Source organism: Delftia sp. WSY_7, from assembly GCF_043104845.1.
Taxonomy (GTDB): domain Bacteria; phylum Pseudomonadota; class Gammaproteobacteria; order Burkholderiales; family Burkholderiaceae_C; genus Comamonas; species Comamonas tsuruhatensis.
In genome coordinates this window covers 46,100-70,782 of sequence record NZ_JBICLB010000051.1, presented here as the reverse complement: position 1 = coordinate 70,782, position 24,683 = coordinate 46,100, and the positions used below count along the sequence as shown (strand labels likewise).

At 65.7% G+C, this 24,683-nt stretch carries 22 protein-coding genes and 2 tRNA genes; 10 read left to right on the top strand and 14 right to left on the bottom strand.

Annotation, left to right across the window (positions count from 1 at the left end; all coding sequences use genetic code 11):
• The first annotated feature begins 58 nt into the window (after positions 1–58).
• The 6 genes from ACF8ME_RS25560 (at position 59) to ACF8ME_RS25535 (ending at position 5,508) form a co-directional block, all read left to right on the top strand.
• On the top strand, positions 59–799 hold the full coding sequence (locus tag ACF8ME_RS25560; protein WP_392418739.1) for an energy-coupling factor ABC transporter ATP-binding protein: 741 nt from the start codon (positions 59–61) through the stop codon (positions 797–799).
• A 17-nt stretch (positions 800–816) separates the two neighbouring features.
• Complete coding sequence (locus ACF8ME_RS25555) at positions 817–1,410, top strand: energy-coupling factor transporter transmembrane protein EcfT (protein WP_017406442.1); 594 nt, start codon at positions 817–819, stop codon at positions 1,408–1,410.
• A gap of 74 nt (positions 1,411–1,484) precedes the next feature.
• Entirely contained in the window at positions 1,485–2,078 is a 594-nt protein-coding gene (locus tag ACF8ME_RS25550) for a biotin transporter BioY (RefSeq protein WP_046241667.1), read from the top strand.
• Entirely contained in the window at positions 2,071–3,573 is a 1,503-nt protein-coding gene (locus ACF8ME_RS25545) for an AMP-binding protein (protein ID WP_392418736.1), read from the top strand. The genes ACF8ME_RS25550 and ACF8ME_RS25545 overlap by 8 nt, the downstream gene beginning before the upstream one ends.
• Positions 3,570–4,778 carry a thiolase family protein gene (locus ACF8ME_RS25540; RefSeq protein ID WP_160853557.1) on the top strand — a complete coding sequence of 403 codons (1,209 nt, stop codon included), beginning with the start codon at positions 3,570–3,572 and terminating at the stop codon, positions 4,776–4,778. The genes ACF8ME_RS25545 and ACF8ME_RS25540 overlap by 4 nt, the downstream gene beginning before the upstream one ends.
• Before the next feature lie 4 nt (positions 4,779–4,782).
• On the top strand, positions 4,783–5,508 hold the full coding sequence (locus tag ACF8ME_RS25535; RefSeq protein WP_392418733.1) for a nitroreductase: 726 nt from the start codon (positions 4,783–4,785) through the stop codon (positions 5,506–5,508).
• A 203-nt stretch (positions 5,509–5,711) separates the two neighbouring features.
• Here ACF8ME_RS25535 and ACF8ME_RS25530 read toward each other — a convergent pair whose 3' ends face one another.
• The 4 genes from ACF8ME_RS25530 to ACF8ME_RS25515 form a co-directional block, all read right to left on the bottom strand.
• Entirely contained in the window at positions 5,712–6,530 is an 819-nt protein-coding gene (locus tag ACF8ME_RS25530) for a MetQ/NlpA family ABC transporter substrate-binding protein (protein WP_016448274.1), read from the bottom strand.
• A gap of 134 nt (positions 6,531–6,664) precedes the next feature.
• Positions 6,665–7,015: a single-stranded DNA-binding protein gene (locus ACF8ME_RS25525; protein WP_012206405.1), complete on the bottom strand. Its 351-nt coding sequence runs from the start codon at positions 7,013–7,015 to the stop codon at positions 6,665–6,667.
• A gap of 201 nt (positions 7,016–7,216) precedes the next feature.
• A tRNA-Pro gene (locus ACF8ME_RS25520) sits at positions 7,217–7,293 on the bottom strand.
• 108 nt (positions 7,294–7,401) lie between these two features.
• Positions 7,402–10,461 (bottom strand): FAD-binding and (Fe-S)-binding domain-containing protein, encoded by a 3,060-nt coding sequence (locus ACF8ME_RS25515; RefSeq protein ID WP_392418730.1) that lies wholly within the window; start codon positions 10,459–10,461, stop codon positions 7,402–7,404.
• A gap of 53 nt (positions 10,462–10,514) precedes the next feature.
• Between ACF8ME_RS25515 and ACF8ME_RS25510 the strand changes: the two genes are divergently transcribed.
• The gene (locus ACF8ME_RS25510) at positions 10,515–11,513 is read left to right on the top strand and encodes a LysR substrate-binding domain-containing protein (protein WP_392418727.1); all 999 of its coding nucleotides are present in this window, start codon (positions 10,515–10,517) and stop codon (positions 11,511–11,513) included.
• A gap of 100 nt (positions 11,514–11,613) precedes the next feature.
• On the opposite strand, the gene ACF8ME_RS25505 is transcribed toward ACF8ME_RS25510, so the two are convergent.
• The 10 genes from ACF8ME_RS25505 to aceA form a co-directional block, all read right to left on the bottom strand.
• Positions 11,614–11,690, bottom strand: a tRNA-Pro gene (locus tag ACF8ME_RS25505).
• A gap of 30 nt (positions 11,691–11,720) precedes the next feature.
• Positions 11,721–12,131 carry a MerR family transcriptional regulator gene (locus ACF8ME_RS25500; protein ID WP_016453295.1) on the bottom strand — a complete coding sequence of 137 codons (411 nt, stop codon included), beginning with the start codon at positions 12,129–12,131 and terminating at the stop codon, positions 11,721–11,723.
• A 181-nt stretch (positions 12,132–12,312) separates the two neighbouring features.
• Positions 12,313–12,645 carry an integration host factor subunit alpha gene (locus ACF8ME_RS25495; protein WP_016448314.1) on the bottom strand — a complete coding sequence of 111 codons (333 nt, stop codon included), beginning with the start codon at positions 12,643–12,645 and terminating at the stop codon, positions 12,313–12,315.
• A 33-nt stretch (positions 12,646–12,678) separates the two neighbouring features.
• Positions 12,679–15,126, bottom strand: a complete 2,448-nt coding sequence (gene pheT, locus ACF8ME_RS25490) for a phenylalanine--tRNA ligase subunit beta (RefSeq protein WP_392418724.1) — start codon at positions 15,124–15,126, stop codon at positions 12,679–12,681.
• 212 nt (positions 15,127–15,338) lie between these two features.
• On the bottom strand, positions 15,339–16,391 hold the full coding sequence (gene pheS / locus ACF8ME_RS25485) for a phenylalanine--tRNA ligase subunit alpha (protein WP_012206411.1): 1,053 nt from the start codon (positions 16,389–16,391) through the stop codon (positions 15,339–15,341).
• 110 nt (positions 16,392–16,501) lie between these two features.
• Positions 16,502–16,861: a 50S ribosomal protein L20 gene (rplT, locus tag ACF8ME_RS25480; RefSeq protein WP_012206412.1), complete on the bottom strand. Its 360-nt coding sequence runs from the start codon at positions 16,859–16,861 to the stop codon at positions 16,502–16,504.
• A gap of 26 nt (positions 16,862–16,887) precedes the next feature.
• Positions 16,888–17,091, bottom strand: a complete 204-nt coding sequence (gene rpmI, locus ACF8ME_RS25475; protein WP_012206413.1) for a 50S ribosomal protein L35 — start codon at positions 17,089–17,091, stop codon at positions 16,888–16,890.
• 203 nt (positions 17,092–17,294) lie between these two features.
• Entirely contained in the window at positions 17,295–17,915 is a 621-nt protein-coding gene (gene infC / locus ACF8ME_RS25470; RefSeq protein WP_074923479.1) for a translation initiation factor IF-3, read from the bottom strand.
• A gap of 81 nt (positions 17,916–17,996) precedes the next feature.
• Entirely contained in the window at positions 17,997–19,928 is a 1,932-nt protein-coding gene (thrS, locus tag ACF8ME_RS25465; protein WP_047326859.1) for a threonine--tRNA ligase, read from the bottom strand.
• Positions 19,929–20,230: 302 nt separating this feature from the next.
• On the bottom strand, positions 20,231–21,562 hold the full coding sequence (aceA, locus tag ACF8ME_RS25460) for an isocitrate lyase (RefSeq protein WP_016448318.1): 1,332 nt from the start codon (positions 21,560–21,562) through the stop codon (positions 20,231–20,233).
• A 362-nt stretch (positions 21,563–21,924) separates the two neighbouring features.
• Between aceA and ACF8ME_RS25455 the strand changes: the two genes are divergently transcribed.
• From ACF8ME_RS25455 to ACF8ME_RS25445, 3 genes are all read left to right on the top strand, one after another.
• Complete coding sequence (locus ACF8ME_RS25455; protein ID WP_392418721.1) at positions 21,925–22,875, top strand: DMT family transporter; 951 nt, start codon at positions 21,925–21,927, stop codon at positions 22,873–22,875.
• Positions 22,876–23,091: 216 nt separating this feature from the next.
• The gene (locus ACF8ME_RS25450; protein ID WP_012206418.1) at positions 23,092–23,391 is read left to right on the top strand and encodes an SWIB/MDM2 domain-containing protein; all 300 of its coding nucleotides are present in this window, start codon (positions 23,092–23,094) and stop codon (positions 23,389–23,391) included.
• 102 nt (positions 23,392–23,493) lie between these two features.
• Positions 23,494–24,621 carry an alpha-hydroxy acid oxidase gene (locus ACF8ME_RS25445; protein WP_392418718.1) on the top strand — a complete coding sequence of 376 codons (1,128 nt, stop codon included), beginning with the start codon at positions 23,494–23,496 and terminating at the stop codon, positions 24,619–24,621.
• Positions 24,622–24,683 lie beyond the last annotated feature (62 nt).

Sequence of the window (24,683 nt, the reverse complement as noted above, 5' to 3'; positions counted from 1 at the left end):
AACGGCAAGATTCCTTGTGGTTGCGTGCATTACAGGTAAGTACCCGCTTTCATTCGCCATGCCTGAATCCTCCCGAACTGCCGACTGCCCCGCCTGCGCCGCCAGCCTGCGCGTGGAAGCGGTGCGCCTGCGGCGTGGCATCACAACCGTCTTTGACGGCCTGGACCTGCAGCTGGACGAGCCGCGCGTGGGACTCATCGGCGACAACGGCGCGGGCAAGACCAGTCTGTTCCGCCTGCTGTGCGGCCTGGATGCGCCGCAGGCCGGGCGCGTGCTGCTGGACGGCACAGAACTGCACGAGGCCCGCGCCAGGCGGCCGGGCCAGGTCGGGCTGATGTTCCAGAACCCCGACGACCAGATCATCTTCCCCACCGTGGAGGAAGAGCTGGCCCTGGGATTGCGCCCTTCGGGCATCTCGCGGCGCGAGGCCACGGAGCGCGCCCGCGCCCTGCTGAGCAGCCGCGGCCTGGCCGACTGGGCACCGCGCGCCGTGGCCGGACTCAGCCAGGGCCAGCGCCAGCAGGTGTGCTGGCTGGCCCTGCTCATTGCCGCGCCGCGCGTGCTGCTGCTGGACGAGCCCTTCGCCAGCCTGGACCTGCCGGGCCAGGCGCGGCTGGCCAGGGACATCGCGGCCGCCGAGCAGCAGGTGCTGGTCTCCACCCATGTGCTGGACCACGTGCGCAGCTTTGGCCGCGTGCTCTGGCTGGAGCGTGGCAAAGTGCGCGCAGACGGCCCCGGCCATGAGGTCTGCGCGGCCTATGAAGCCGACGTGGCCCGCCGGCTGCAAGCGCAGGACTGACGCAGGAGCCGGCCGCCATGGGAAGCCTCTACAGCGAATACACCAGCTGGCTCCATGCCTGGAGTGCGGGCCGCAAGCTGCTGCTCATGGCGCTGCTGGGAACGGGCCTGTTCCTCATCGATTCACCGTGGCTGCTGGCCCTGGCCGGCGCCGCCTGCGGCCTGCTGTGGCTGTCGCTGGGCCGCGCCACCGAGGGCGCACGGCGGCTCATGCTGTCGGTCACCGTGGCCGCCCTGCTGGTGGCCGCCTTCCATGTGTGGATGCAGCATTACGCCCTGGCCGCCTCCAGCGCGCTGCGCCTGGTCTGCGCCTCCACGCTGGGCATGGCGCTGACCGTGAGCACGCGCCCCAGCGATCTGGTCGATGTGCTGGAGCGGCTGCTGGCGCCGCTGGAGCGCATCGGCATCTCCCCCGAACAGGTGGCCCTGCAGCTGGCATTGATGCTGCGTTTCACCGAGCATTTCTTCGTGCAGTGGAAGCGCATGGACGATGCCCACCGGCTGCGCACGGGGCGCGCCGGCGGCCTGCGCCTGATTGCGCCGCTGACCATCCACATGCTGCAGGCCACGCGCCGCGTGTCCGATGCGCTGTGGGCGCGCCTGGGCCGCTGAGGCCTGCCCTGCCGATTTGCCCTTCCGATTTGCCCTGCTGAACTGCCCTTCCTGACCGACAGCGAGAACTCTCCATGACCGCTCCCTCCACCGTCTCACGCGCCTCGGCGCGCTCCATGGCCCAGGTCTCGCTGTTCGCGGCACTGATGGCCGTCATGGGCCTGATTCCCAAGATCGACCTGCCGCTGGGCGTGCCCATCACCATCCAGTCGCTGGGCGTGATGCTGGCCGGCGTGATGCTCGGCCCCTGGCGCGGCATGCAGTCCATGCTGCTGTTCCTTGCGGCCGTGGCCGTGGGCCTGCCGCTGCTGTCGGGCGGGCGCGGCGGCATTGCCGTCTTCATGGCGCCCTCGGCCGGCTACCTGCTGGGCTACCCGCTGGCGGCCTGCATTGCCGGCCTGGTCATGCGTGCGCTGCCCCAGGGCTCTGCCCGGCGCGCGGCGCTCAGCGCCTTTGCGGCCTCGGCGCTGGGCGGGCTGGTGGCCCTGCATGCCTTCGGCGTGCTGGGGCTGATGCTGATGGCCAAGCTCAGCCTGTCGCAGGCCTTCATGGCCACCTTGCTGTTCGTGCCCGGCGATCTGGTCAAGTGCGTGCTGTGCGCCCTGGTGGTGCACACGGTGGCGCGCGGCATGCCGGACTGGCCGTTCGGAGGCCGCCAGCATGGCTGAGCCATCCGCGCGTCATCCGCTGGCCGCGCCGCTGCAGCACCCGTGGACCCTGGTCCATGGCCCGCTGGAGCATTGGGCGCGGCAGCGCCCCGATGCGATGGCGCTGCAAAGCGAGGCCGGCCAATGGAGCTTTGCCGCGCTGCATGCCGCCGTGCTGCAGCGCTCGGCCGCGCTGGTGGCCGGCCAGGCGCCAGAGATGCTGCTGGTGGACACGGGCGGCAGCGCCAGCACCGTGGATGCCATCGTCGAATTCCTCGCCATCCTGCACAGCGGCCGCTGCGCCGCCGTGGCCGATCCTGATTGGCCCGATGCCGTGCGCAACCGCATCGAGGGCTGGCTGCCCACGGCGCCCAGCGCTCTGGCCGAGGCCACGGCCACCGGCGCCTTCTACACCGGCTTCACCTCGGGCAGCACCGGGCTGCCCAAGGGCTTCATGCGCCACCACCGTTCGTGGACAGAGAGCTTTCGCGTCTGCCTGCAGGACTTTGGCGCCGTGGCCGCGCAGCGCACCATGGCGCCCGGGCGCATCTCGCATTCGCTGTTCCTGTTCGGCGTGATGCAGGGCCTGTGGTGCGGCGAAGGCGCCGTGGTGCAGGAGCGGTTCTCGGCAGCACGCTGCCTGGCCAGCCTGGCGCGCGGCGAAGCCCCCTGCCTGGTCGCCGTGCCCAGCCAGCTGCTGCTGATGCTGCAATGGGCCGCACACCGCGCGCTGGCGCCCGTCCCCGAGGTGGAACTGATCATGATCAGCGGCGCGCGCTGGATGCGCGCCCAGACCCCAGCCCTGCGCGCGCTGTTTCCGCGCGCACGCATCATCGAGTTCTACGGTGCCTCGGAGGCCAGCTTCATCGCCTGGATGGAGGCCGACGAACAGGCCCCGCCCCAGGCCGTGGGCCGGCCCTTCAGCAATGTGCAGTTGCAGATCCGCCCCGCCACGCAGCAGCCCGGCGACCAGCCCCTGCAGCCGGGCGAGGACGGCCTGATCTACATGCGCAGCCCCATGCTGTTCATGGACTATGTGGGCGAGGCGCGCGATGGCACGGCCGCGCTGCGCGATGGCGAGTGGCTGTCCGTGCGCGACATGGGCCATATCGATGCCGGCGGCCAGCTGTGCCTGGCCGGGCGCCAGAGCCGCATGCTCGTCACCCAGGGCAAGAACCTGTTCCCCGAAGAAGTCGAAACCCTGCTGGCCGCGCACCCGGGCGTGGCCCAGGTCTCCATCCAAGGCCTGCCCGACGCGCTGCGCGGCATGCAGGTGCACGCCGTCGTGCAATGGCACGGCGCAGCGCCCGCAGGCTCCGCACAGGCGCTGGCGGCCTGGCTGCGCGAGCGCCTGGAAAGCTACAAGCTGCCGCGCCAATGGTGGAGCTGCACCGACTGGCCGCAGACCGCCAGCGGCAAGACCGACCACGGCCGTCTGGCGCGCGCGCTGGCGGCCACCGCCACGGACACTGGCCGGGCACTGCCCGGCGAACCCGCGCTGCTGCCCCTGCCATGAGCCCGCACGACGCCCCCGTCATCCTGGCCTGGGCGCGCAGCCCCGTCGCCCCCGTGGGCGGTGCGCTGCGCGAGCTTGCCGCGCACGAACTGGGCGCGCCCGTGCTCCAGGCCTTGCTGGCCCGGGCCGGCCTGCCTGCCCGGGCCGTGGATGCCGTGGATGCCGTGGTCTTAGGCAACGCCCTGGGCGCAGGCGGCAACCCGGCCCGCATGCTGTCCCTGGCTGCGGGCCTGCCGGAGCGCTGCGCGGCCCACAGCGTGGATACCCAGTGCTGCTCGGGCCTGGACAGCGTGGCCCTGGCTGCAGGCCTGCTGCTGTCGGGCCAGGCCGATATCGTGGTGGCCGGTGGTGCCGAGGCCTGGAGCCGCGCCCCCATCCGCCAGACGCGCCCGCGCCATGCAGGCGAGCTGCCCGTGCCCTTTGAACGCCCCGCCTTCGCCCCCGATCCCGCACGCGACCCGGACCTGCTGCAATCGGCCGCCGACCATGCGCTGGCCCATGGCATCACCCGCGCCGTTCAGGAGGCCCATGCCATCCACAGCCACGCGCAGGCGCTCGCGCACCGCGACCGGCTGGCCCAAGAGATCGTGCCCCTGGCCGGGCTGGACCACGACGCCTATCCGCGCGCCTTGAACCCGGCCCGCGTTGCCCGCATGCCCGTGGTGGCCGAAGCGGGTGGCGCCGTTGACGCCCATGCACGCCAGCGCCATGCGCTGAGCACGCCCACCATCTCGCCCAAGGCCGATGGTGCCGCCCTGGTGCTGCTGGCCACGCCGCAGGCCTGTGCACGCCTGGGCCTGCAGCCACGCGCCCGCTGGGTGGCCAGTGCCTCGCTGGGCCATGCGCCCGAAACACCGCTGGTCGCCGCCGCACTGGCGGCCCAGCAGGTGCTGGAGCGTGCAGCCGCAGCGCTGCAGCTGCCTTGCCTGACTGCGGAAGAGCTCCAGGCTGTGGAGCTGCACGATGCCTTCGCCGTGCAGGCCCTGGCCTTTGCCGAAACCCTGGGCCTGCCGCTGCAGCAGCTCAACACCGGCGGCGGTGGCCTGGCGCGCGGCCATCCCATAGGCGCATCGGGCGCGGTTGCGCTGGTGCGCATGCTCTCAGACCTGCACCGCACGCCAGCAGCCCACAGACCGGCCCTGGGCCTGGCCGCCATTGCAGGGGCTGGCGGCATAGGCGCTGCCTGCCTGGTGCAGGCGCTTTGAATCCATGGACTCCGCATTTCCCATGTCCGCCAACCCACCGTCCGACACCCTTCCCTTTGGCGATGCGCATGAGGCCCTGGTGCACGCGCGCCGCTCCGTGCGCGCCTACCGTCCCGATCCCGTGCCGGACGCGCTGCTGCACCATTTGCTGCAATCGGCCCGCCGGGCGCCCAGCGGCGGCAACCTGCAGCCCGGCCAGTTCATCCAGGTGCGCGGCAGCCTGCGCAGCGCACTCACACAGGCGCTGCTGGCCGACTGGCAAGGCGGAGCACCTGAGCGCGAGGACTACGGCTACTTCCCCCGCCCCATGCCCATGGCGCTGCGCAAGCGCCAGGTGGCGTCGGCCCAGGCCCTGTACAGCGCCCTGGGCGTGGCCCGCGAGGACCGCGCCGGGCGCGACGTGCAGTTCGGCCGCAACTACCGCTTCTTCGATGCGCCCGTGGCCCTGGTCGTGAGCATCGACGCCCGCTTCGGCGCAGGCGGCTACATGGACCTGGGCATGACCCTGTACGGCCTGCAAATGGCCGCAGCCGCCCAGGGCCTTGGCAGCTGCGCCATCGGCGCCCTGGCCTCCTACCCCGACACCGTTCGCCGCGTGCTCGACCTTGCGCCCGGCGAGCACATCGTCTGCGGCCTGGCCCTGGGCTGGCCCGACGAGGCCGCCCCCGTCAACCGCACCCAGACCACCCGCGCACCGCTGACCGAATACTTCAAAGTGCTGGGGGAATGAAAAAAAGCTGCCGAAATCGGCAGCTTTGCGAGCTCGCGCCCACTAGTACGGGTCATGGCGATGGCACCACCAAGGCCCAACCCGGGGACACCGAGGAAGGGCCTACGCCGGCCGCGCCGCCCCGCACCGAGGGTGTCGTCCCCCTCCCCCGCGAAGCGGGTAGAGAGGGGGAAGGCGCGTCAGCGCCTCAGGGGGTGCGTTCTTCAAAACGCAGGAATCACCGACCCCTTGAACTGCACATCGATGAACTGGCGCACTTCATCGGAGTGGTAGGCCTTGATCAGCTGCGCCACCCAGGGCTTGCCCTTGTCGGCATCGCGCGCGACCAGAATGTTCACATAGGGGTTCTTGGCGGCTTCCTGCGCAATGGCATCGGTCTTGGGGTTCAGGCCTGCCGAGATCGCGAAGTTGGTGTTGATGGCCGAGGCGTCCAGGTCATCCAGCGAGCGTGGCAGCTGGGCTGCGTCCAGCTCCACGAAGCGCAGCTTCTTGGGGTTGGAGACCACGTCCAGCGGCGTGGCCTTCAGGCCCGCGCTTTCCTTGAGCTTGATCAGGCCCTGGGCCTGCAGCAGCAGCAGCACGCGGCCACCGTTGGTGGGGTCGTTGGGGATGCCGAACTTGGCGCCCTGGGGCAGGTCGGCCAGTTGCTTGATCTTCTTGGAATAGATGCCGATGGGGAAATTCACCGTGTCGGCCACCCAACCGATCTTGTAGCCGCGGTCGCGCACCTGGGCGTCGAGGTAGGGGCGGTGCTGGTAGCTGTTGGCATCCAGGTCACCGGCAGACAGCGCGGCATTGGGCTGCACGTAGTCGCCGAATTCAACGATCTGGATCTTCAGGCCGTTCTTCTCGGCGACCTTCTTGACCTGCTCCATGATCTGGGCGTGCGGGCCGGCCGTGACGCCGACCTTGATGGGCTTGTCCTGCGCCTGCGCGGGCATGGCCAGCAGGGTCATGGCGGCGGTGCTGGCAATCGCTGCGGCCGTGAGCGTGCGGCGGAGGAAATGGCGCTTGGTGGGCATGGATGCGGTTCCTTGTAACCTGTCAAAAACACAGGCGCACACTGTAGCGCCAACACAGCGCGCGGCGACCGTACCGGCACACTGCGGCTAGACAGTTTTTTCAGTAGCTCACAACCGGCGCCGCAGCGCGGGCGTCAGCGGTCCTGGAACTCGGGCGTTGCCATGACCTGGTGGGCCACGACATCCAGTACGGGATGGGGTTGCTCCTGGCGGTCTATCCAGACCTTGGGCGTGAAGCTGCCACGCAGCGCCACGGCATCGCCTTCGATCAGATTGCGCAGCACCTCGCAGGCCTGGGCGTCGAATGCAACCACATTGACCGGGATGGAAGTGCCATCGGATGCCTCGGAACGCACGCGGGCCACCATGAAGGGGCGCCGATTGCGGTCGCTGCGGTGTTCGGGCGTACCGGTGAGTCTGCCGGTAATCAGTCCATCCATCATGTGCGAGACCAGGAAGAAATCGTCAGTTACAAAAGACGCCATTGTAGGTGCAGGTCTTACGCATCCAGACCTGGCGGCGCATCTTCACGGTGCATGGAGTTTTCTGCGCTGGCTACCCTCGCCATCCGCGAGGGAGCCGCCTGGCGGAACTGCACCCGCCCTTCGCCGCAAGGCACAATCGCGCGCAAAATCGAACGTACAAAGCAAAAAGCTCCTGACGTTTCCGTCAGGAGCTTTGCGTTATGGTCGGCGTGGCGGGATTCGAACTCGCGACCCCTTGCACCCCATGCAAGTGCGCTACCAGGCTGCGCTACACGCCGAAGCATTGAATTATAGGGACTAAAAACGGGCCTTCAGGGAAAACGCAGAGATTTTTCAAAAATGTCTGCAAATTCCTGAAATGGCGACGATCAGCCCCCCGCATCTTCTCACCCCTGATGCGTGGCGCGCACGTGGTCCAGCAAGGCCTCCAGCGGATGGCGCACCTGGCGTTCGGACAGGCGCTTGACCTGGCTGCGGCAGGAGTAACCGGTGGCCAGCGGCTCGCCCAGATCCTGCTTGCCTTCGATCTGCCGGGCCCATGACTGGGCATAGATCGTCTTGGAGGTTTCGAGGTTGCGCGCCTCATGCCCGTAGGTGCCCGACATGCCGCAGCAGCCCGTGGCCTCCACGCTCAGGCGCAGGCCCCGTCGCTCGAAGAGCTGTGCCCACTGCTTGCCGCTGTCGGGCGCGTTGGTCTTTTCGGTGCAATGGGGCAGCAGGCGGTACGCAGTGCCTGCACTGCCCTCGTTCGTGCGCGCCTCGGGCAGCACCTGCTGCAGCCATTCCTGGGGCAGCGCCACCTTGGGCACCTCGCCCATACCCGGCACCTTGAGGTATTCCTGCCGATAGGCCAGCGTCATGGCCGGGTCCAGCCCCACCAGCGCCACACCGGGCTGAGCCAGTTGCGCCAGCTGCGCGGCATTGCGGATGGCCGCCTTGGCAAAGGCGCCCATGAATCCCTGCACATGCAGCGGCTTGCCATTGGGCAGCAGCGGCGCCAGCCAGACCTGGAACCCCAGGCGCGCCGCCAGCTCGATCAGCACCTGCAGCTGGCCGGTCTCGAAGTAGCGGGTGAAGCTGTCCTGCACGATGACCACGCTGCGCGCGCGCTGCTCGGGCGAAAGCGCGGCCAGCGCCTGCGCATCGGCCGCGCGCACCTTCCATTGCCGCAAGGTGGCTGCCAGGTCCAGCCGGCTCAGCAGCGGGCCGTCGACCATGCCGATGCGCCGGCTGAGCACATCGCGCATCCATGGCGAACCCATCACCCCGTTGTAGAGCGCGGGCATGCGCGCCAGCCACGGCATGGTGAACTCCAGCGAGCCGATCAGGTAGTCGCGCACGGGCCGCAGGTAGCGGCGGTGGTAGAGCTCCAGAAAGCGCGAGCGGAATTCGGGCACGTTGACCTTGACGGGACACTGCCCGGCGCAGGACTTGCAGGCCAGGCAGCCGGCCATGGCGTCATAGACCTCGTGCGAGAAATCGGCCTCGCCGCGGCGCGCCGCGCGGCTGTTGCGCCAGCGCGCGGCCAGGCTGGACAGAAAGGGTTGGGGCCGCTGCGCGACCTCCAGCACGTTCACGCCGGCCTGCCCCTGCAGGCGCAGCCATTCGCGCATCAGCGAGGCCCGGCCCTTGGGCGAATGCACGCGCTGGCGCGTGGCCTTCCAGGAAGGGCACATGGCGTCGTCCGGGTCGAAGTTGTAGCAGGCGCCATTGCCGTTGCAGTGCATGGCCGCGCCATAGCTTTGCCATACGCGCTCGTCGATCTGCCGGTCCAGCTCGCCGCGCGTGGTGACGCCGTCCACCTTGAGCAGCAAGGTCTTGCTGGCCGGTGGCGTGGCGATCTTGCCGGGGTTGAGCTGGTTGTGCGGGTCGAAGGCGGCCTTGAGCTGCTGCAGCGAGGGATACAGCTCGCCGAAGAAGGCCGGCACATATTCGGAGCGCAGGCCCTTGCCGTGCTCGCCCCACAGCAGGCCGCCATGGCGCTGCGTGAGTTCGGCCACCGCATCGGAGATGGGGCGCACCAGGGCGGCGTCCACGGGGTTCTTCATGTCCAGGATGGGGCGCACATGCAGCACGCCGGCATCGACGTGGCCGAACATGCCGTACTGCAGGCCGTGGCTGTCCAGCAGCGCGCGGAACTCGGCAATGAACTCGGGCAGGTTCTCGGGCGGCACGGCCGTGTCTTCGACAAAGGGCTGGGGCCGCGCCTCCCCCGCCACGTTGCCCAGCAGGCCCACGGCGCGCTTGCGCATGGCATAGACGCGGTGCACCGCCGCATTGCCGGCCGCCAGCGTGTGGCCCAGCCGCTCCACGGAAGTATCCGCGCCCAGGTGGGCGAGGAAGGCCCGCACGCGGCCATCAACCTCCTGCGGATCGTCGCCACTGAACTCCACCAGGTTGATGCCCAGCGTGGGGCGCTGGCCGTCCTGCGGGAAGTACTCGGCCACGCTGCTCCAGACGAAGTCCTTCATGGCCAGCAGCAGCACCTTGGAATCCACCGTCTCAATGGACAGCGGCCGGTGCGCCATCAGCGCGCGCGCATCGCGCAGCGCATCCATGAAGCCCGCATAGCGCACGTTGACCAGGACCGAGTAGCGGGGAATGGGCAGCACGTTGAGCCGCGCCTCCACCACAAAACCCAGCGAGCCCTCGGCGCCGCACAGCACGCTGTTGAGGTTGAAGCGCCCGTCGCCTTCGCGCAGATGGGCCAGGTCATAGCCGGTGAGGCAGCGGTTGAGCTTGGGGAATCTGGCCTCGATCAACTCCGCCTGGTCCTCGCTGATGCGCCGCGCCGTGCGGTGCACCTTGCCGATGCGCCCCGAATCGGCGCACATGCGCTCCAGCGCCTGAGCATCCAGCGGCGCGCTGTGCAGGCGCTCGCCGCCCAGCAGCACGAAGTCCAGCGCCAGCACGTGGTCGCGCGTCTTGCCATAGGTGCAGCTGCCCTGCCCGCTGGCATCGGTGTTGATCATGCCGCCGATGGTGGCGCGGTTGGAGGTGGACAGCTCGGGCGCAAAGAACAGTCCGTATGGCTTGAGCGCGGCGTTGAGCTGGTCCTTGACCACGCCTGCCTGCACGCGCACCCAGCGCTGCTCGGCATTGATTTCGAGGATGCCGTTCATGTGCCGCGACAAGTCCATGGTCACGCCATGCGTGAGCGACTGCCCGTTCGTGCCCGTGCCGCCGCCGCGCGGTGTCAGCACCACATCGCGGAACTCAGGCCTCGCCAGCACCTGCGCCGCCCTGGCCACATCCTCGGCGTGACGCGGGTAGATGGCCGCCTGCGGCATGCGCTGGTAGATGGAGTTGTCCGTGGCCAGCACGGTGCGGCTGGCATGGTCCGTGTCCACGTCGCCCTCGAAGCCGGCGGCCTTCAACGCTTCAAGAAACTCAAGGTATTGGGCAGGCACGGGGGCGCTGGCGTGGGGCAGTGGGGCAATCGACATGGAAGGCAAGGTGGGGAGATTTGTTGCTGGCGATCAGCCCAGGAAACCCATGCATGCAATACACGATTTCAGGCCGACCATGCCCGCAAGTATCTCTACACTCATCCTCTGGAACAAACGAAAATTGCAGCCGCGAACACTGCATAAAACTCATGAATTACCGACGCCTGACGCCCTCCATGTCCCTGCTGCTGGTCTTCGAGGCGGCCGCGCGCCACGAAAGCTATGCGCGAGCGGCCGAGGAGCTGTCGCTCAGCCAGAGCGCCATCAGCCGGCAGGTGCAGACACTGGAGGCGCAGCTGGGCATCAGCCTGTTCCGCCGCGAGGGCCGCACGGTGCGCCTGACTGATGTGGGGCGCCGCTACTTCATCGACCTGGGCGCCGCGCTGGGCCGCATACGCAGCGCCACCCTGCAGGCCATGTCACGCCAGTCCGGCGGTGGCACGCTCAACCTGGCCACCCTGCCCACCTTCGGCTCCAAATGGCTGCTGCCGCACCTGCATGGCTTCTACCAGGCGCAGCCCGGGGTGACCATGCACATCCATTCCCGCATAGGCGACATCGACTTCGACAGCGGCGAGATAGACGCCGCCATCACCGTGGGCACGGGAGACTGGCCCGGGCTGACCGCGCACCGCCTGTACCACGAGTTCCTGGTGGCGGTGGCCAGCCCGCAGGCGCTGCAGCAGGCCGGGCAGGCAGCAGCCTCGCCGGACTGGGCGGGCCAGCAGGTGCTGCTCACGGTGGCCAGCAACCGGCAGGCCTGGAGCGAGTGGTTCACGCACTATCGGCTCGATCACCGGCAGATGCGGATAGGACCGAGCTTCGAACTGACCTCGCACCTGATACAGGCCGTGCTGGCAGGCATGGGCGTGGGCCTGGTGCCACGGGTGCTGGTGGAAGAGGAGATAGCGCGCGGTGAGCTGCACGTGGTGGGAGACGCCATCCCCAGCCAGCGCAGCTACTACCTGGTCTATCCCGAGAGGAACGCGACACTGCCGGCGCTGGCAGCCTTCCGGCAATGGCTGCTTGAGACCTGCGCCCAGGGTTGATTCCCGCGCAACGGCCGCTCCCCTTCAGCGGTTGGTAGCGGTTGGCGATGGCACAAAGAAAAACGGACCACAGCCAGAAGCTGTGGTCCGTATTCATTTATGGTCGGCGTGGCGGGATTCGAACTCGCGACCCCTTGCACCCCATGCAAGTGCGCTACCAGGCTGCGCTACACGCCGAAGAATTCAATTATATACAGCTTTTTGCTCTCAAATAGAAAGCAGCGCACGAATCTGCAAAAGCTCCTCGCGCACGGCCTCCGGCTCCAGCGGAACGCTGGCCGCGGCATCGCCACCGAGCAGCGGCGCGGCAGCCGGCGCCGACACCGCGACACCGGCCTGCAGCGCGGGAACCACGGCAGACCCCGAGGCCTCACGCAGGCGGTTGCGCGCGCCATTGATGGTGAAGCCCTGCTCGTAGAGCAGCTCGCGGATGCGCCGGATCATCAGCACTTCGTGGTGCTGGTAGTAGCGGCGGTTGCCGCGCCGCTTCATGGGGCGCAGCTGCGTGAACTCCTGCTCCCAGTAGCGCAGCACATGCGGCTTGACGTCGCACAGATCCGCGACCTCACCGATGGTGAAGTAGCGCTTGGCGGGAATCTGGGGCAGAAGTGAAGCCATGGCAAATGTGGATGAAGTCAGGATGTGCAATGCCGCTGGCGCGCGGACGCCGATCCGGGAAGAAGGCCGAGCCTACTGCACAGCTCGCCTGCAGGCCAGCACCCTGTCGTAAAAACAGCCCATCCACCGCGAGGCAGACAGGCTGGCGACAGCTGGCCATGCAGGCCCGGGCAGGCTTTCCTCAGGCCTGGGAGCCCGATGTGCCTTCCTGGATCTGCTCCTTGAGCTTGCTGCTCGCATGGAAGGTCACGACGCGGCGCGCCTCGATCGGAATGGCCTCGCCCGTGCGCGGATTGCGCCCCGGACGCGGCGCCTTGGTGCGGATCTGGAAGTTGCCGAAGCCCGACAGCTTCACATCCTCGCCCGACACCAGGCTTTGCGAGACCAGCTCGAAGAACGCATCCACCATTTCCTTGGATTCGCGCTTGTTCAGGCCGATCTCGTCGAACAGCAGATCCGCCAGCTGCGCCTTGGTCAGCGCAGGCGAATCAAGACTTTCCACCGCCAGTTCCATCACAGGATCTCCTTTCACGGCATGCACCCTCCATCATGCGCGCAGGCGCGCACCCAGACGCTGCTGCAGCTGCTCGAGCACGGCCTGCACGGCCTGCTCGATCTGCACATCCGTCAGCGAGCTGTCGTCATGGCCCAGCGTCAGGCGCACGGCCAGGCTCTTTTCGTCCTGCGCCAGCGCGCCCGGTGCCGCTGTCTCGCCGGCCTTGAGCGCCTTGGGACGGAACACATCGAACAGCACGGCAGAGCGCAGCAGGCCGCCGGTCTGGGCAGCTTCCACCGCCTGCATGAGCTGGGCATGCGTGGTCTTTTCGTTCACGACCACGGCAATGTCGCGCTCCACGGCCTGGTGCTTGGCCACGGGCTTGAACACCGGCACCTCGCGCGCCAGCACGGCATCGAGCTCCAGCTCGAACAGCACGGGCGCCTGGGCCAGATCCCATTGCTGGCGCCACTGGGGATGCAGCTCGCCGATGAAGCCGATGGACTGGCCATCGAGCAGCACGCGTGCGCAGCGGCCCGGGTGCATGGCCGGATGCTCGGCCGGCTCGAACACGGGCTTGCGCGGCGCCAGCAGCGCCTCGACATCGCCCTTGACGTCGTAGAAGTCGACCTTGGTCTCGCCACGAGCCCATTGCAGCTGCTCGGCAGCTCCCCAGGCCAGGCCCGCCACGCGCATGGGCTGGTAGAAGCCCTTGACCGTGGTGTCGCTGTCAACAACGCTGTCATCCTTGAGGAAGACACGGCCCAGCTCGAACACGCGCACGCGCTCGGCCTTGCGGTCGGCATTGAACTTGAGCACCTGCATGAGCGAGCCGATGAGGCTGGAGCGCATCACGCTGAGCTGGCTTGCGATGGGGTTGAGCAGCTGGATGGGATTGGCGTTGCCGGCCAGATCCTTCTCCCACGCGGCTTCCACAAAGCTGAAGTTGATGGTTTCCTGGTAACCCAGATCGGCCAGCGCACGGCGCACGGCGAACTGGCTGCGGCGGTTTTCGGCGCGCAGCTTGGGCGCAATGGGCGCCAGCGGCTTGGTCGTGGGCAGGTTCTCGTAACCCACCATGCGCGCCACTTCCTCGATCAGGTCTTCCTCGATGTTGATATCGAAGCGGAAGCTGGGCGGCGTGACGGTGAGCACGCCGTCGCCCTGCTCCACCGGCAGGCCCAGGCCGGCCAGCGCATCGTGGCACTGCTGCTGCGTGAGCGGCATGCCGATGACCTTGGCCGCACGCGCCACGCGCAGCGTGACGGGCTTGGGCTGGGGCATGTTGGACTTCTGGTCGTCGATGGGGCCGCAGACGGTCTCGGGCGTGCCGCAGATCTGCAGCACCAGCTCCGTGATGCGCTCGATGTGCTCGACGGTCAGCTCGGGATCGACGCCGCGCTCGAAGCGGTGGCCCGCATCGGTGGAGAAGTTGTAGCGGCGCGAACGGCCGGCAATCGACTTGGGCCACCAGAAGGCCGCCTCGATGTAGATGTGGCGCGTTTCGTCGGACACGGCCGTGGCGTCGCCGCCCATGATGCCGGCCAGCGATTCGACTTCGCGCTCATCGGCGATCACGCCCACCTGTCCATCGACGGTGACGGTGTTGCCGTTGAGCAGCTTGAGCTGCTCGCCTTCCTTGCCCCAGCGCACCTGCAGGCCGCCGTGGATCTTGTCCAGGTCAAAGATGTGGGAGGGGCGGCCCAGCTCGAACATCACATAGTTGGAGATGTCCACCAGCGGCGCCACGCTGCGCTGGCCGCAGCGCGCCAGGCGATCGACCATCCACTGCGGCGTCCTCGCCTGGGTGTTGACGTTGCGCACCACGCGGCCCGAGAAGCGGCCGCACAGGTCGGGCGCCTCGATCTTCACGGCCATCCTGTCCTGCACACCCACCGCAGCAGGCGTGAACGACTGGGGCTTGAGCGGCGCACCGGTCAGCGCAGCCACTTCGCGCGCCACGCCATAGACGCTCAGGCAATGCGCCAGGTTGGGCGTGAGCTTGAGCGTGAACAGGGTGTCATCCAGGTTCAGGTATTCGCGGATGTTCTGGCCCAGGGGCGCGTCCAGCGGCAGCTCCATCAGGCCGCCATGGTCCTCGGACAGCTTGAGTTCGCGCGCCGAGCACAGCATGCCGAAGCTCTCCACGCCGCGCAGCTTGCCGATCTTGATGAGGAAGGGCTTGCCGTCTTCACCGGGTGGCAGCTCGGCCCCCACCGTGGCGCAAGGCACGCGGATGCCCACGCGCGCATTGGGCGCGCCGCAGACGATGGTCAGCAGCTCGGGCCCGCCCACATCGACCTGGCACACGCGCAGGCGATCGGCATTGGGATGCTGCTCGGCAGCCTTGATCTCGCCGACGACGATCTTGGTGAACGGCGGTGCCACGGGCTCCAGCTCCTCCACCTCCAGGCCGGCCATGGTCAGGGTGTCGGCCAGCTCTTGGGTGGTCAGCGGCGGATTGCAGAACTCGCGCAGCCAGGATTCGGGAAATTGCATATCAGACTCTTTGGCGTTGGTTCGGTCCGCGCGCCGCGGCGCTGGCGGACCCCATGAACGTATTGACGACTCTCATTCCAAGCCCCCGAACAGCCTGACCATGCGACTGGCGTGGTTCAGGCCGGAGACGCCGAGCAAGAGCCGCCTCGCGGCGAGGGCGTCGTCCCCCTCCCGGGGGGATGGCGCGCAGCGCCTCAGGGGGCGATCCATTTCTAACGGAATTGCGACAGGAAGCGGATATCGCCGTCAAAAAACAGACGCAGATCGTTGACGCCATAGCGCAGCATGGTCAGGCGGTCAGGACCCATGCCAAAGGCAAAGCCGATGTACTTCTCGGGGTCCAGCCCCATGTTGCGCACCACGTTCGGGTGCACCTGGCCGGAGCCGGCCACCTCCAGCCAGCGGCCGGCCAGCGGGCCGCTCTGGAACTGGATATCGATCTCGGCGCTGGGCTCGGTGAAGGGGAAGAAGCTGGGACGGAAGCGCAGCACCAGGTCGTCGCTCTCGAAGAAGGTCTTGCAGAAGTCGGTGAAGACCACCTTCAGATCCTTGAAGCTGACGTTCTCGCCGATCCACAGGCCTTCGCACTGGTGGAACATGGGCGAGTGCGTGGCATCGCTGTCCACGCGGTAGGTGCGGCCCGGCGCGATCACGCGGATCTCGGGCATGCCCTGGCCGGCGTCCAGCCGCTCACGGTATTTCTTGACGTGCTGCACGGCATGGCGCACCTGCATGGGGCTGGTGTGCGTGCGCAGCAGATTGGGGGCCTGTTCCGTGCCGCCTTCCACGTAGAAGGTGTCGTGCATGGAACGGGCGGGATGGTCTTCGGGCGTGTTCAGCGCCGTGAAGTTGAACCAGTCGGACTCGATCTCGGGGCCCTCGGCCACATCGAAGCCCATGGAGCCGAAGATGCCCTCGATGCGCTCCAGCGTCAGCGACACGGGGTGCAGGCCGCCCTGGCCACGGCGACGGCCCGGCAAGGTCACATCCAGCACCTCGGCCTTCAGGTGGGCCTGCAGCTCGGCATCGGCCAGGGCCTTGCGGCGCGCGGTCAGCGCGGCCTCGATGCCTTGCTTGGCCACGTTGATGGCGGCTCCGCGCGACTTCTTCTCTTCGACGGAAAGCTGCGCCATGCCCTTCATGAGCTCGGTCACCTTGCCCGACTTGCCCAGAAACTGCGCCTTGGCGTTTTCCAGATCAGCGGGGGTTTGTGCCTGCGCGAACAATTGCTGCGCGCTTTCGACCAGAGAATCCAACTCGTTCATATCGACTCTTTATCGACTGTGAAAAGAAACAAGGGCTAGCAGCCTTTTCAAGCCCTAGCCCTTGCTGTTTGCGCTGCAAGCCATCACGAGGATGGCCACAGACCGTTATCTCAAGCAGCCAGCTTGGCCTTGACTTGATCAACGATGCTGCTGAAAGCAGCCTTGTCGTGCACCGCGATATCGGCCAGCATCTTGCGGTCGATCTCGATGGCTGCCTTCTTCAGGCCGTTGGCGAACTGGCTGTAGGTCAGGCCCAGTTCACGTGCAGCGGCGTTGATACGGGCGATCCACAGACGGCGGAACACGCGCTTCTTGGCACGGCGGTCACGGTAGGCATATTGCCCAGCCTTCATCACCGCCTGCTTGGCGATGCGGAAGACATTGCCGCGGCGGCCGCGGAAACCCTTGGAAAGGGCCAGAACTTTTTTGTGACGGGCGCGGGCCGTTACACCACGTTTGACGCGAGGCATGTGTTTTCTCCTTGTTCGTCAGTGAATTACAGGCCAGCCATCGGCAGCATTTGTGCGATAGAGCCCATGTTGGTCTCATGCACAGACACTGCACCACGCAGGTGACGCTTGTTCTTGGTGGTCTTCTTGGTCAAGATGTGACGCTTGAAGGCTTGACCGCGCTTGACGGTGCCACCGGGACGAACGCGAAAACGCTTCTTCGCGCTGCTCTTGGTCTTCATTTTGGGCATTTGAATGCTCCTGTTGTTTGTGCTCGTGAGGCGGCTCGCAACACTGCGCGCACTTGCTGGCCCCGAGACACTTCTGTGCCAGCCCGGAGGCCGGCAAGAACAAGGGACATGGAAACCATGTCCCTTGCATCGCACGCCCCGCGCAATCGACTCGCGCAAGGCCTGCAAATTCTGTCGCCCCTCAGCGAAGGGCGAAACCGCGATTATGCCTTATCAGCCACCGCAGGTGCAGCAGAAACCTCTGCTTGCGGTTTGCCACCGGTGGTGGGCTTCTTGCGCGCAGGGGCGATCATCATCACCATCTGGCGGCCTTCGAGCTTGGGGAACTGCTCCACCTGGATGGAGTCCGCCAGATCGTCACGCAGACGGTTCAGCAGGTCCAGACCGATCTGCTGGTGCGTGATTTCACGGCCGCGGAAACGCAGCGTGATCTTGCACTTGTCACCATCGGCCAGGAATCGGCGGATGTTGCGCAGCTTGATGTTGTAGTCGCCGTCGTCGGTACCAGGGCGGAATTTCACTTCCTTGATTTCGATGACGGTCTGCTTGGCCTTGGCTTCGGCAGCCTTCTTCTGTTCAAGGTACTTGAACTTGCCATAGTCCATCAACCGGCAGACAGGCGGAGTGGCCGTGGCGGCGATTTCCACCAGGTCCACGTCCAACTCGCCCGCCATGCGCAGCGCTTCCTGCAGAGGCACGATGCCCAGCGGCTCGTTCTCCGGGCCGGACAGACGCACTTCAGGCGCCATGATTTCACGGTTGAGACGATGCTTGCGCTCTTCACGGTGGCGCCGATCACGAAATTCAGTAGCTATGGTTCTCACCCTTGGATTTAAGTTGCTACAACAGCGTAGCCGCTTGTGTGCAGTACACGCCAAACGGCTAACGCCTTTGGAGATGCTCCGTCAGGCCTTCGCCGCGATGTCCTTGGCCACGAGTTCAATGAACGCGTCGACCGACATCACTCCGAGGTCCTTGTTGCCCCGTGCGCGCACTGCCACTGCACCAGCGGCCTTCTCCTTGTCGCCTGCAACAAGGATGTAAGGCAGCTTTTGCAACGAATGCTCCCGTATTTTATACGTAATCTTTTCGTTGCGCAGATCTGTCGCCACCCTAAGGCCTTGATTCGGAAATGCTTTTTGCAGCTTTTGCGCGACTTCCCGCACATAGTCCGCCTGCGCGTCAGTGATATTGAGCACGGCCGCCTGCACAGGAGCCAGCCATGTCGGCATGGCACCGGCATGCTGCTCGATGAGGATGCCGATGAAACGCTCCAGGCTGCCGACGATGGCACGGTGCAGCATCACGGGGCGATGGCGATCGCCGTCTTCACCCACGTATTCCGCATCCAGGCGCTCGGGCATGGAGAAGTCGACCTGGATGGTGCCGCACTGCCACTGGCGACCGATGGCGTCCTTGAGCGTGTACTCGATCTTGGGACCGTAGAACGCGCCATCGCCGGGCGAGATCACGTACTCGCAGCCCGAAGCCTCCAGGCTGTTGATCAGCGCGGCCTCCGCCTTGTCCCAGCTTTCATCGGAGCCGATGCGCGCCTCGGGGCGCGTGGCGACCTTGTAGATGATGTCGCTGAAACCGAAGTCCGCGTAGACCTTTTGCAGCAGCGTGGTGAAGGCCAGCACCTCGGGCTGGATCTGGTCTTCGGTGCAGAAGACGTGGCCGTCATCCTGCGTGAAGCCGCGCACGCGCATGATGCCGTGCAGGCCGCCCGTGGGCTCGTTGCGGTGGCACTGGCCGAATTCGCCGTAGCGCAGCGGCAGGTCGCGGTAGCTCTTGATGCCCTGCTTGAAGATCAGGATGTGGCCGGGGCAGTTCATCGGCTTGAGCGCGTAGTCGCGCTTTTCCGACTCGGTCGTGAACATGTTCTCGCGGTACTTGTCCCAGTGGCCGGTCTTCTCCCACAGGGTCTTGTCCAGGATCTGCGGACCCTTGACCTCCTGGTAGCCGTTGTCGCGGTACACGCGGCGCATGTACTGCTCGACCTCTTGCCACAAAGCCCAACCCTTCGGATGCCAGAACACGGTGCCTGGCGAATGCTCGTCGATGTGGAACAGATCCAATTCACGGCCCAGCTTGCGGTGGTCGCGCTTTTCGGCCTCCTCCAGCATGTGCAGGTACTGCTGCAGGTCGTCCTTGGTAGCCCAGGCCGTGCCGTACACGCGCTGCAGCATCTCGTTGCGATGGTCACCGCGCCAGTAGGCGCCAGCCACCTTCATCAGCTTGAAGAACTTGAGCTTGCCGGTGCTCGGCACGTGGGGGCCGCGGCACAGATCCTCGAAACCGCCTTCGCGGTACAGGCTCACATCCTCGTTCGAGGGGATGCTGGCGATGATCTCGGCCTTGTAGTTCTCGCCCATGCCCTTGAAGTAGGCCACGGCCTCGTCGCGCGGCAGCACGCGGCGCACCACGGGCTCGTCCTTGGCAGCCAGCTCGGCCATGCGTTTTTCGATGGCGACCAGGTCCTCGGGCGTGAAAGGACGCTTGTACGAGAAGTCGTAGTAGAAGCCATTCTCGATGACGGGGCCGATGGTGACCTGGGCCTCAGGAAACAGATCCTTGACGGCGTAGGCCAGCAAGTGGGCCGTCGAATGACGGATCACGTCCAGGCCATCTGCATCCTTGGCCGTCACGATGGACAGGGGCATGTCCTTGTCGATCACAAAGCTGGTGTCCACCACCTTGGCGTCGTCGCCCGTGCCAACCTTGCCAGCCAGTGCAGCCTTGGCAAGGCCCGTGCCTATCGATGCAGCCACTTCGGCCACGGTGACCGGACCGGGATACTCGCGTTGCGAACCATCGGGAAGCGTAATGTGGATCATGGGATTCCTAAAAATATTTCTCAGGGGGGTGCGCCATCCCCCAAAAGCAAAAAAGCGCGGAGCCGGGTCCGCGCTTTGTTGGGGTCGAGGGAATCTCGTGCAGGCGCGAACCGCCAGCCGCTAGCGGCCGGTGTACATCTCCGATGTAGTTCGCGGTGTCATAACCATGATGCCTTTCTCGCCCTTGTCAGTTGAAAACTCCTTGCATTTTAACCCCAGCAAAGAAAAAGCGCCCGAAGCACAAGGCCCCGGACGCTTTCTCACCCCTATCTACCTGAAGTTGCACTCACCGAAGCCGCGCTTCAGTGGAATTGCTCCTCTTCCGTGGAGCCGGTCAGCGCCTTCACGCTGGACGAGCCGCCTTGGATCACCGTGGTCACGTCGTCGAAGTAGCCTGCACCCACTTCCTGCTGGTGGGACACGAAGGTGTAGCCTTGTTCGCGGGCTGCGAATTCGGGCTCCTGCACCATGTTCACGTAGTGCTTCATGCCTTCGCCGTTGGCGTAGGCGTGGGCAAACTTGAAGGTGTTGAACCAGTTGATGTGGATGCCGGCCAGCGTGATGAACTGGAACTTGTAGCCCAATGCAGACAGCTCTTCCTGGAAGGAGGCAATCTGGCTGTCGTTGAGGTTCTTCTTCCAGTTGAACGAGGGCGAGCAGTTGTAGCTCAGCAGCTTGCCTGGGCAGGCACCATGCACGGCCTGGGCGAACTCGCGGGCAAAGCCGATGTCAGGCACGCCGGTTTCGCACCACACCAGGTCTGCATAGGGTGCGTAGGCCACGCCGCGGCTGATGGATTGCTCCATGCCGTTCCTGACCCGGTAGAAGCCTTCCTGCGTGCGCTCGCCGGTCAGGAACGGCTTGTCGTTGGCGTCATGATCGGAGGTGATCAGGTTGGCGGCTTCAGCATCGGTACGGGCCAGCACGATGGTGGGCACACCCATCACGTCGGCGGCAAAGCGCGCGGAGATCAGCTTCTCGACGGCTTCCTGGGTAGGCACCAGCACCTTGCCACCCATGTGGCCGCACTTCTTCACTGCGGCCAGCTGGTCCTCGAAGTGCACGCCTGCCGCGCCAGCGGCAATCATGTTCTTCATCAGCTCGAACGCGTTGAGCACGCCGCCGAAGCCGGCTTCGGCATCCGCCACGATGGGCAGGAAGTAGTCGATGAATTCCTTGTCGCCGGGGTTGATGCCACGGCTCCACTGGATTTCGTCGGCGCGCTTGAAGGTGTTGTTGATGCGGCGCACCATGGTGGGCACCGAGTCATAGGCGTACAGCGACTGGTCGGGGTACATGGTTTCGCTGGTGTTGCCGTCGGCAGCCACCTGCCAGCCCGACAGGTACACCGCTTCCAGGCCGGCCTTGGCCTGCTGCATGGCCTGGCCCGCAGAGATGGCGCCAAAGGCATTCACGTAGCCTTTCTTGGCACCGCCGTTGATCCTGTCCCAGAGCAGTTCCGCGCCGCGCTGGGCCAGCGTGTATTCAGGCTGCAGGCTGCCGCGAAGACGCACCACGTCAGCGGCGCTGTAGCCACGCTTGACACCCTTCCAACGGGGGTTCTGCGCCCAGTCTTTCTCAAGGGCGGAAATCTGTTGTTCGCGGCTCAGTTGCTGGGTCAGGGATTGGGGCATGTTGCTCTCCTGGGAGGTTGTTGAAACAAGCGGCTTTCTTGCGTCGGCCTTGGGATCAAATTTAAGTCTTATAGAAGACTCGATCAACATCTTGTGTCTTATACAAGACTAAATTTTTCTTCATAAAAATCAACAGCTTATTTTCATATTTTTCAATATGAAATTGCATTTCTCGTATTGAGAAAAAATGGCGCAACGCAGCAATCCAATTTTTCACAATGCAAAAAGAAGATTCCATGCAGTGAAAAATTGCCACAGCATGGCAAGCATTCGCGACACAGGTATGTCACGGGTGCCTGCCGTGCTCGCAGGTACCATCGCGCGTTCAGGCAGCGCCACCGCCGCCCCAAACTCCACAAGCCGTGAACACCTCCCATCGCAGATCTGCCTATGCCTGCCTGGCGCTGAGCATGTCCCTGGTCGGCAGCTATGTCGCCCTATCCAAGCCCTTGGCCGCCATTTTTCCGGTGCTGTTGCTGGCCTGGCTGCGCTTTGGCATAGGAGCCATCGCCATGCTGCGATGGCTGCGCAAGCCGGCTGACGAGGCTCCCTTGCCGCGCCGCACACAAGGACTGCTGTTCCTGGAGTCGCTGTTCGGCAACTTCCTCTTCACCATCTGCATGGTTACCGGCGTCAGCCTGACCAGCGCCGTCACGGCAGGCGTGACCATGGCCGCCGTTCCGGCCGCCGTGGCCTTGATGAGCTGGCTGTTCCTGCGCGAGCGCGTGGCCGCGCGCACCTGGCTGGCCATTGCACTGGCTGTGACCGGCATAGGCTTGTATGCACTGTCGCGCCCCGACGCGGGCACCGCGGCAGCCTCTTCGACCTCGTCGCAGGCATGGCTGGGGCAGATGCTGCTCGTCGGCGCCGTGCTTTGCGAGGCGTTTTACGCCGTGATCGGCAAGCGCCTGACCACATCCCTGGGGCCCAAACGCATCACATCCATCGTCAACCTCTGGGGATTTGCGCTGTCAACTCCCTTCGGGCTGTATCTGGCCTGGCACTTCGACTTCGGCAGCGTGCAATGGAGCATCTGGGGACTGCTGCTGTTCTACGCCCTGGCTGCCTGCGTGTGGACCGTATGGCTGTGGATGACGGGCCTGCGCAGCGTGCCAGCCTCGCAGGCGGGCACTTTCACGGTTTTGCTGCCGATCAGCGCCGCCTTGGTCGGCATGTGCGTGCTGGGCGAACGGGTCACATCCATGCAGGCGCTGGCCTTCGCGATCGCCCTGCTGGGCATTTTTGTGGCTACCTGGCCCGCCCGAAAACTCTCTTCGGAACCTTCTTCCACAAGCGAGGCCCGCCTCCTCTGAGAGCGCTGACTCCGACGGCCCTCCAGCCATGGCGGCCCCCGAAAGGGAGCAGGAATGCAAAAACTCTTCAAAAAACAGCGCCACAGCAACAAATCGAGGCAAAAATTTGACGGGTGAGCTTGGAAGACCGTTTTTTTCCCATTAGCATCAGCCTGCCAGTGGATAGCGACGGTTTTTCGCTGGTAAAGAATCCACTCCATACTAGGAACAAGCAACATGGCAACTGCAAAGAAGGCAACGGCTGCTCCGGCAGCTCCCGCAAAGAAGCGCACTCCCAACGCCGCCTTCATGAAACCCCTCACCCCCAGCCCCGCTCTGGCTGCCGTGGTGGGTTCCACCCCCCTGCCCCGCACCGAGATCATCAGCAAGCTGTGGGTCTACATCAAGGCCAACAAGCTGCAAGACGCTGCCAACAAGCGCATGATCAACGCTGATGCCAAGCTCAAGGAAGTGTTCGGCAAGCCCCAAGTCTCGATGTTCGAGATGGCTGGCCTGATCGGCAAGCACGTCAAGTAATCCCCGGGCCTGCCCCACGGATGAAAGCCGGCCCATGGGCCGGCTTTTCTTTTTTCCGGATGTCTGCCACCGGCGATGCGCCATCGCCCACCCTCCAATGCCATGAGCCAAGTGCCCGCACTGCAAGCCGTTCCCGACGGCATCATCAATCTGGCCGACCACGAGATCCAGGCGCGGCAGCGGTTGGACGACAACGCCTGGGCCTACTTCTCGGGCGGCGCGGCCGATGAGCACAGCCTTGCCGCCAACCGCAGCGCCTGGGATGCGCTCACGTTGTGGCCACGCGTACTCAGGCCTCTTGCAGGGGGAAACACACGGCTGCAACTGCTGGGGCGAGAGCTGGCCTGCCCCCTGCTGGTCGCCCCCATGGCCTTCCAGCAAATGGCGCATGCCGACGCAGAGCTTGCAACAGCCTATGCGGCTGCGGCGCTGGGCGCGGGCATGGTGCTCAGCACCCAGGCCAGCCTGCCGCTGGAGACTGTGGCGAAGGCCGCACAGCTCACGCCGACCCGCGGGCCGCTATGGTTCCAGCTGTACCTGCAGCACGACCGGGGCTTTACCAGGCAATTGATCGAACGGGCCGAGGCGGCAGGCTACGAAGCACTGGTGCTGACGGTGGACGCCCCCGCCAGCGGCGTAAGGGACCGTGAACGCCGCGCGCGCTTTAGCCTTCCCGCCGGCATTTCTGCCGTCAATCTGCAGGGCCTGGCTCCATCTCCGGCCGTCCGGCTCGCACCGGACCAGAGCGCACTGTTCGACGGCCTGCTGCAGCATGCGCCCACCTGGGATGACGTTGCCTGGCTGCAGCAGCAGACACGCCTGCCAGTGCTGCTCAAGGGGGTGCTGCATCCGGCTGACGCGCTGCAGGCGGCGAGATCGGGCGTGGCAGGCATCATTGTTTCCAACCACGGGGGACGCACGCTGGATACCGTTCCCTCAACGGCCACCGCACTGGCGCGCGTCACCAAGGCCTTGCGCAACTCGGGGCATGCGCTCCCTGTGCTCGCCGACGGCGGCATACGGCGAGGCACCGATGTGCTCAAGGCCATCGCTCTCGGTGCAACGGCTGTGCTGATAGGCCGCCCGATAGTCTGGGGTCTGGCCAATGCAGGTGCCGCTGGCGTGGCCCACGTACTGAGGCTGCTGCGCGACGAACTGGAGGTCGCCATGGCCCTGACAGGCTGTGCAACCCTCGCGCAGGCCACTGTGGAACTGCTGGATACCGAGTAAAGCGCAAGGCCATACAGCCCTACAGACAACCAAGAATTGCAAATGCGATGAATTCTCATTTA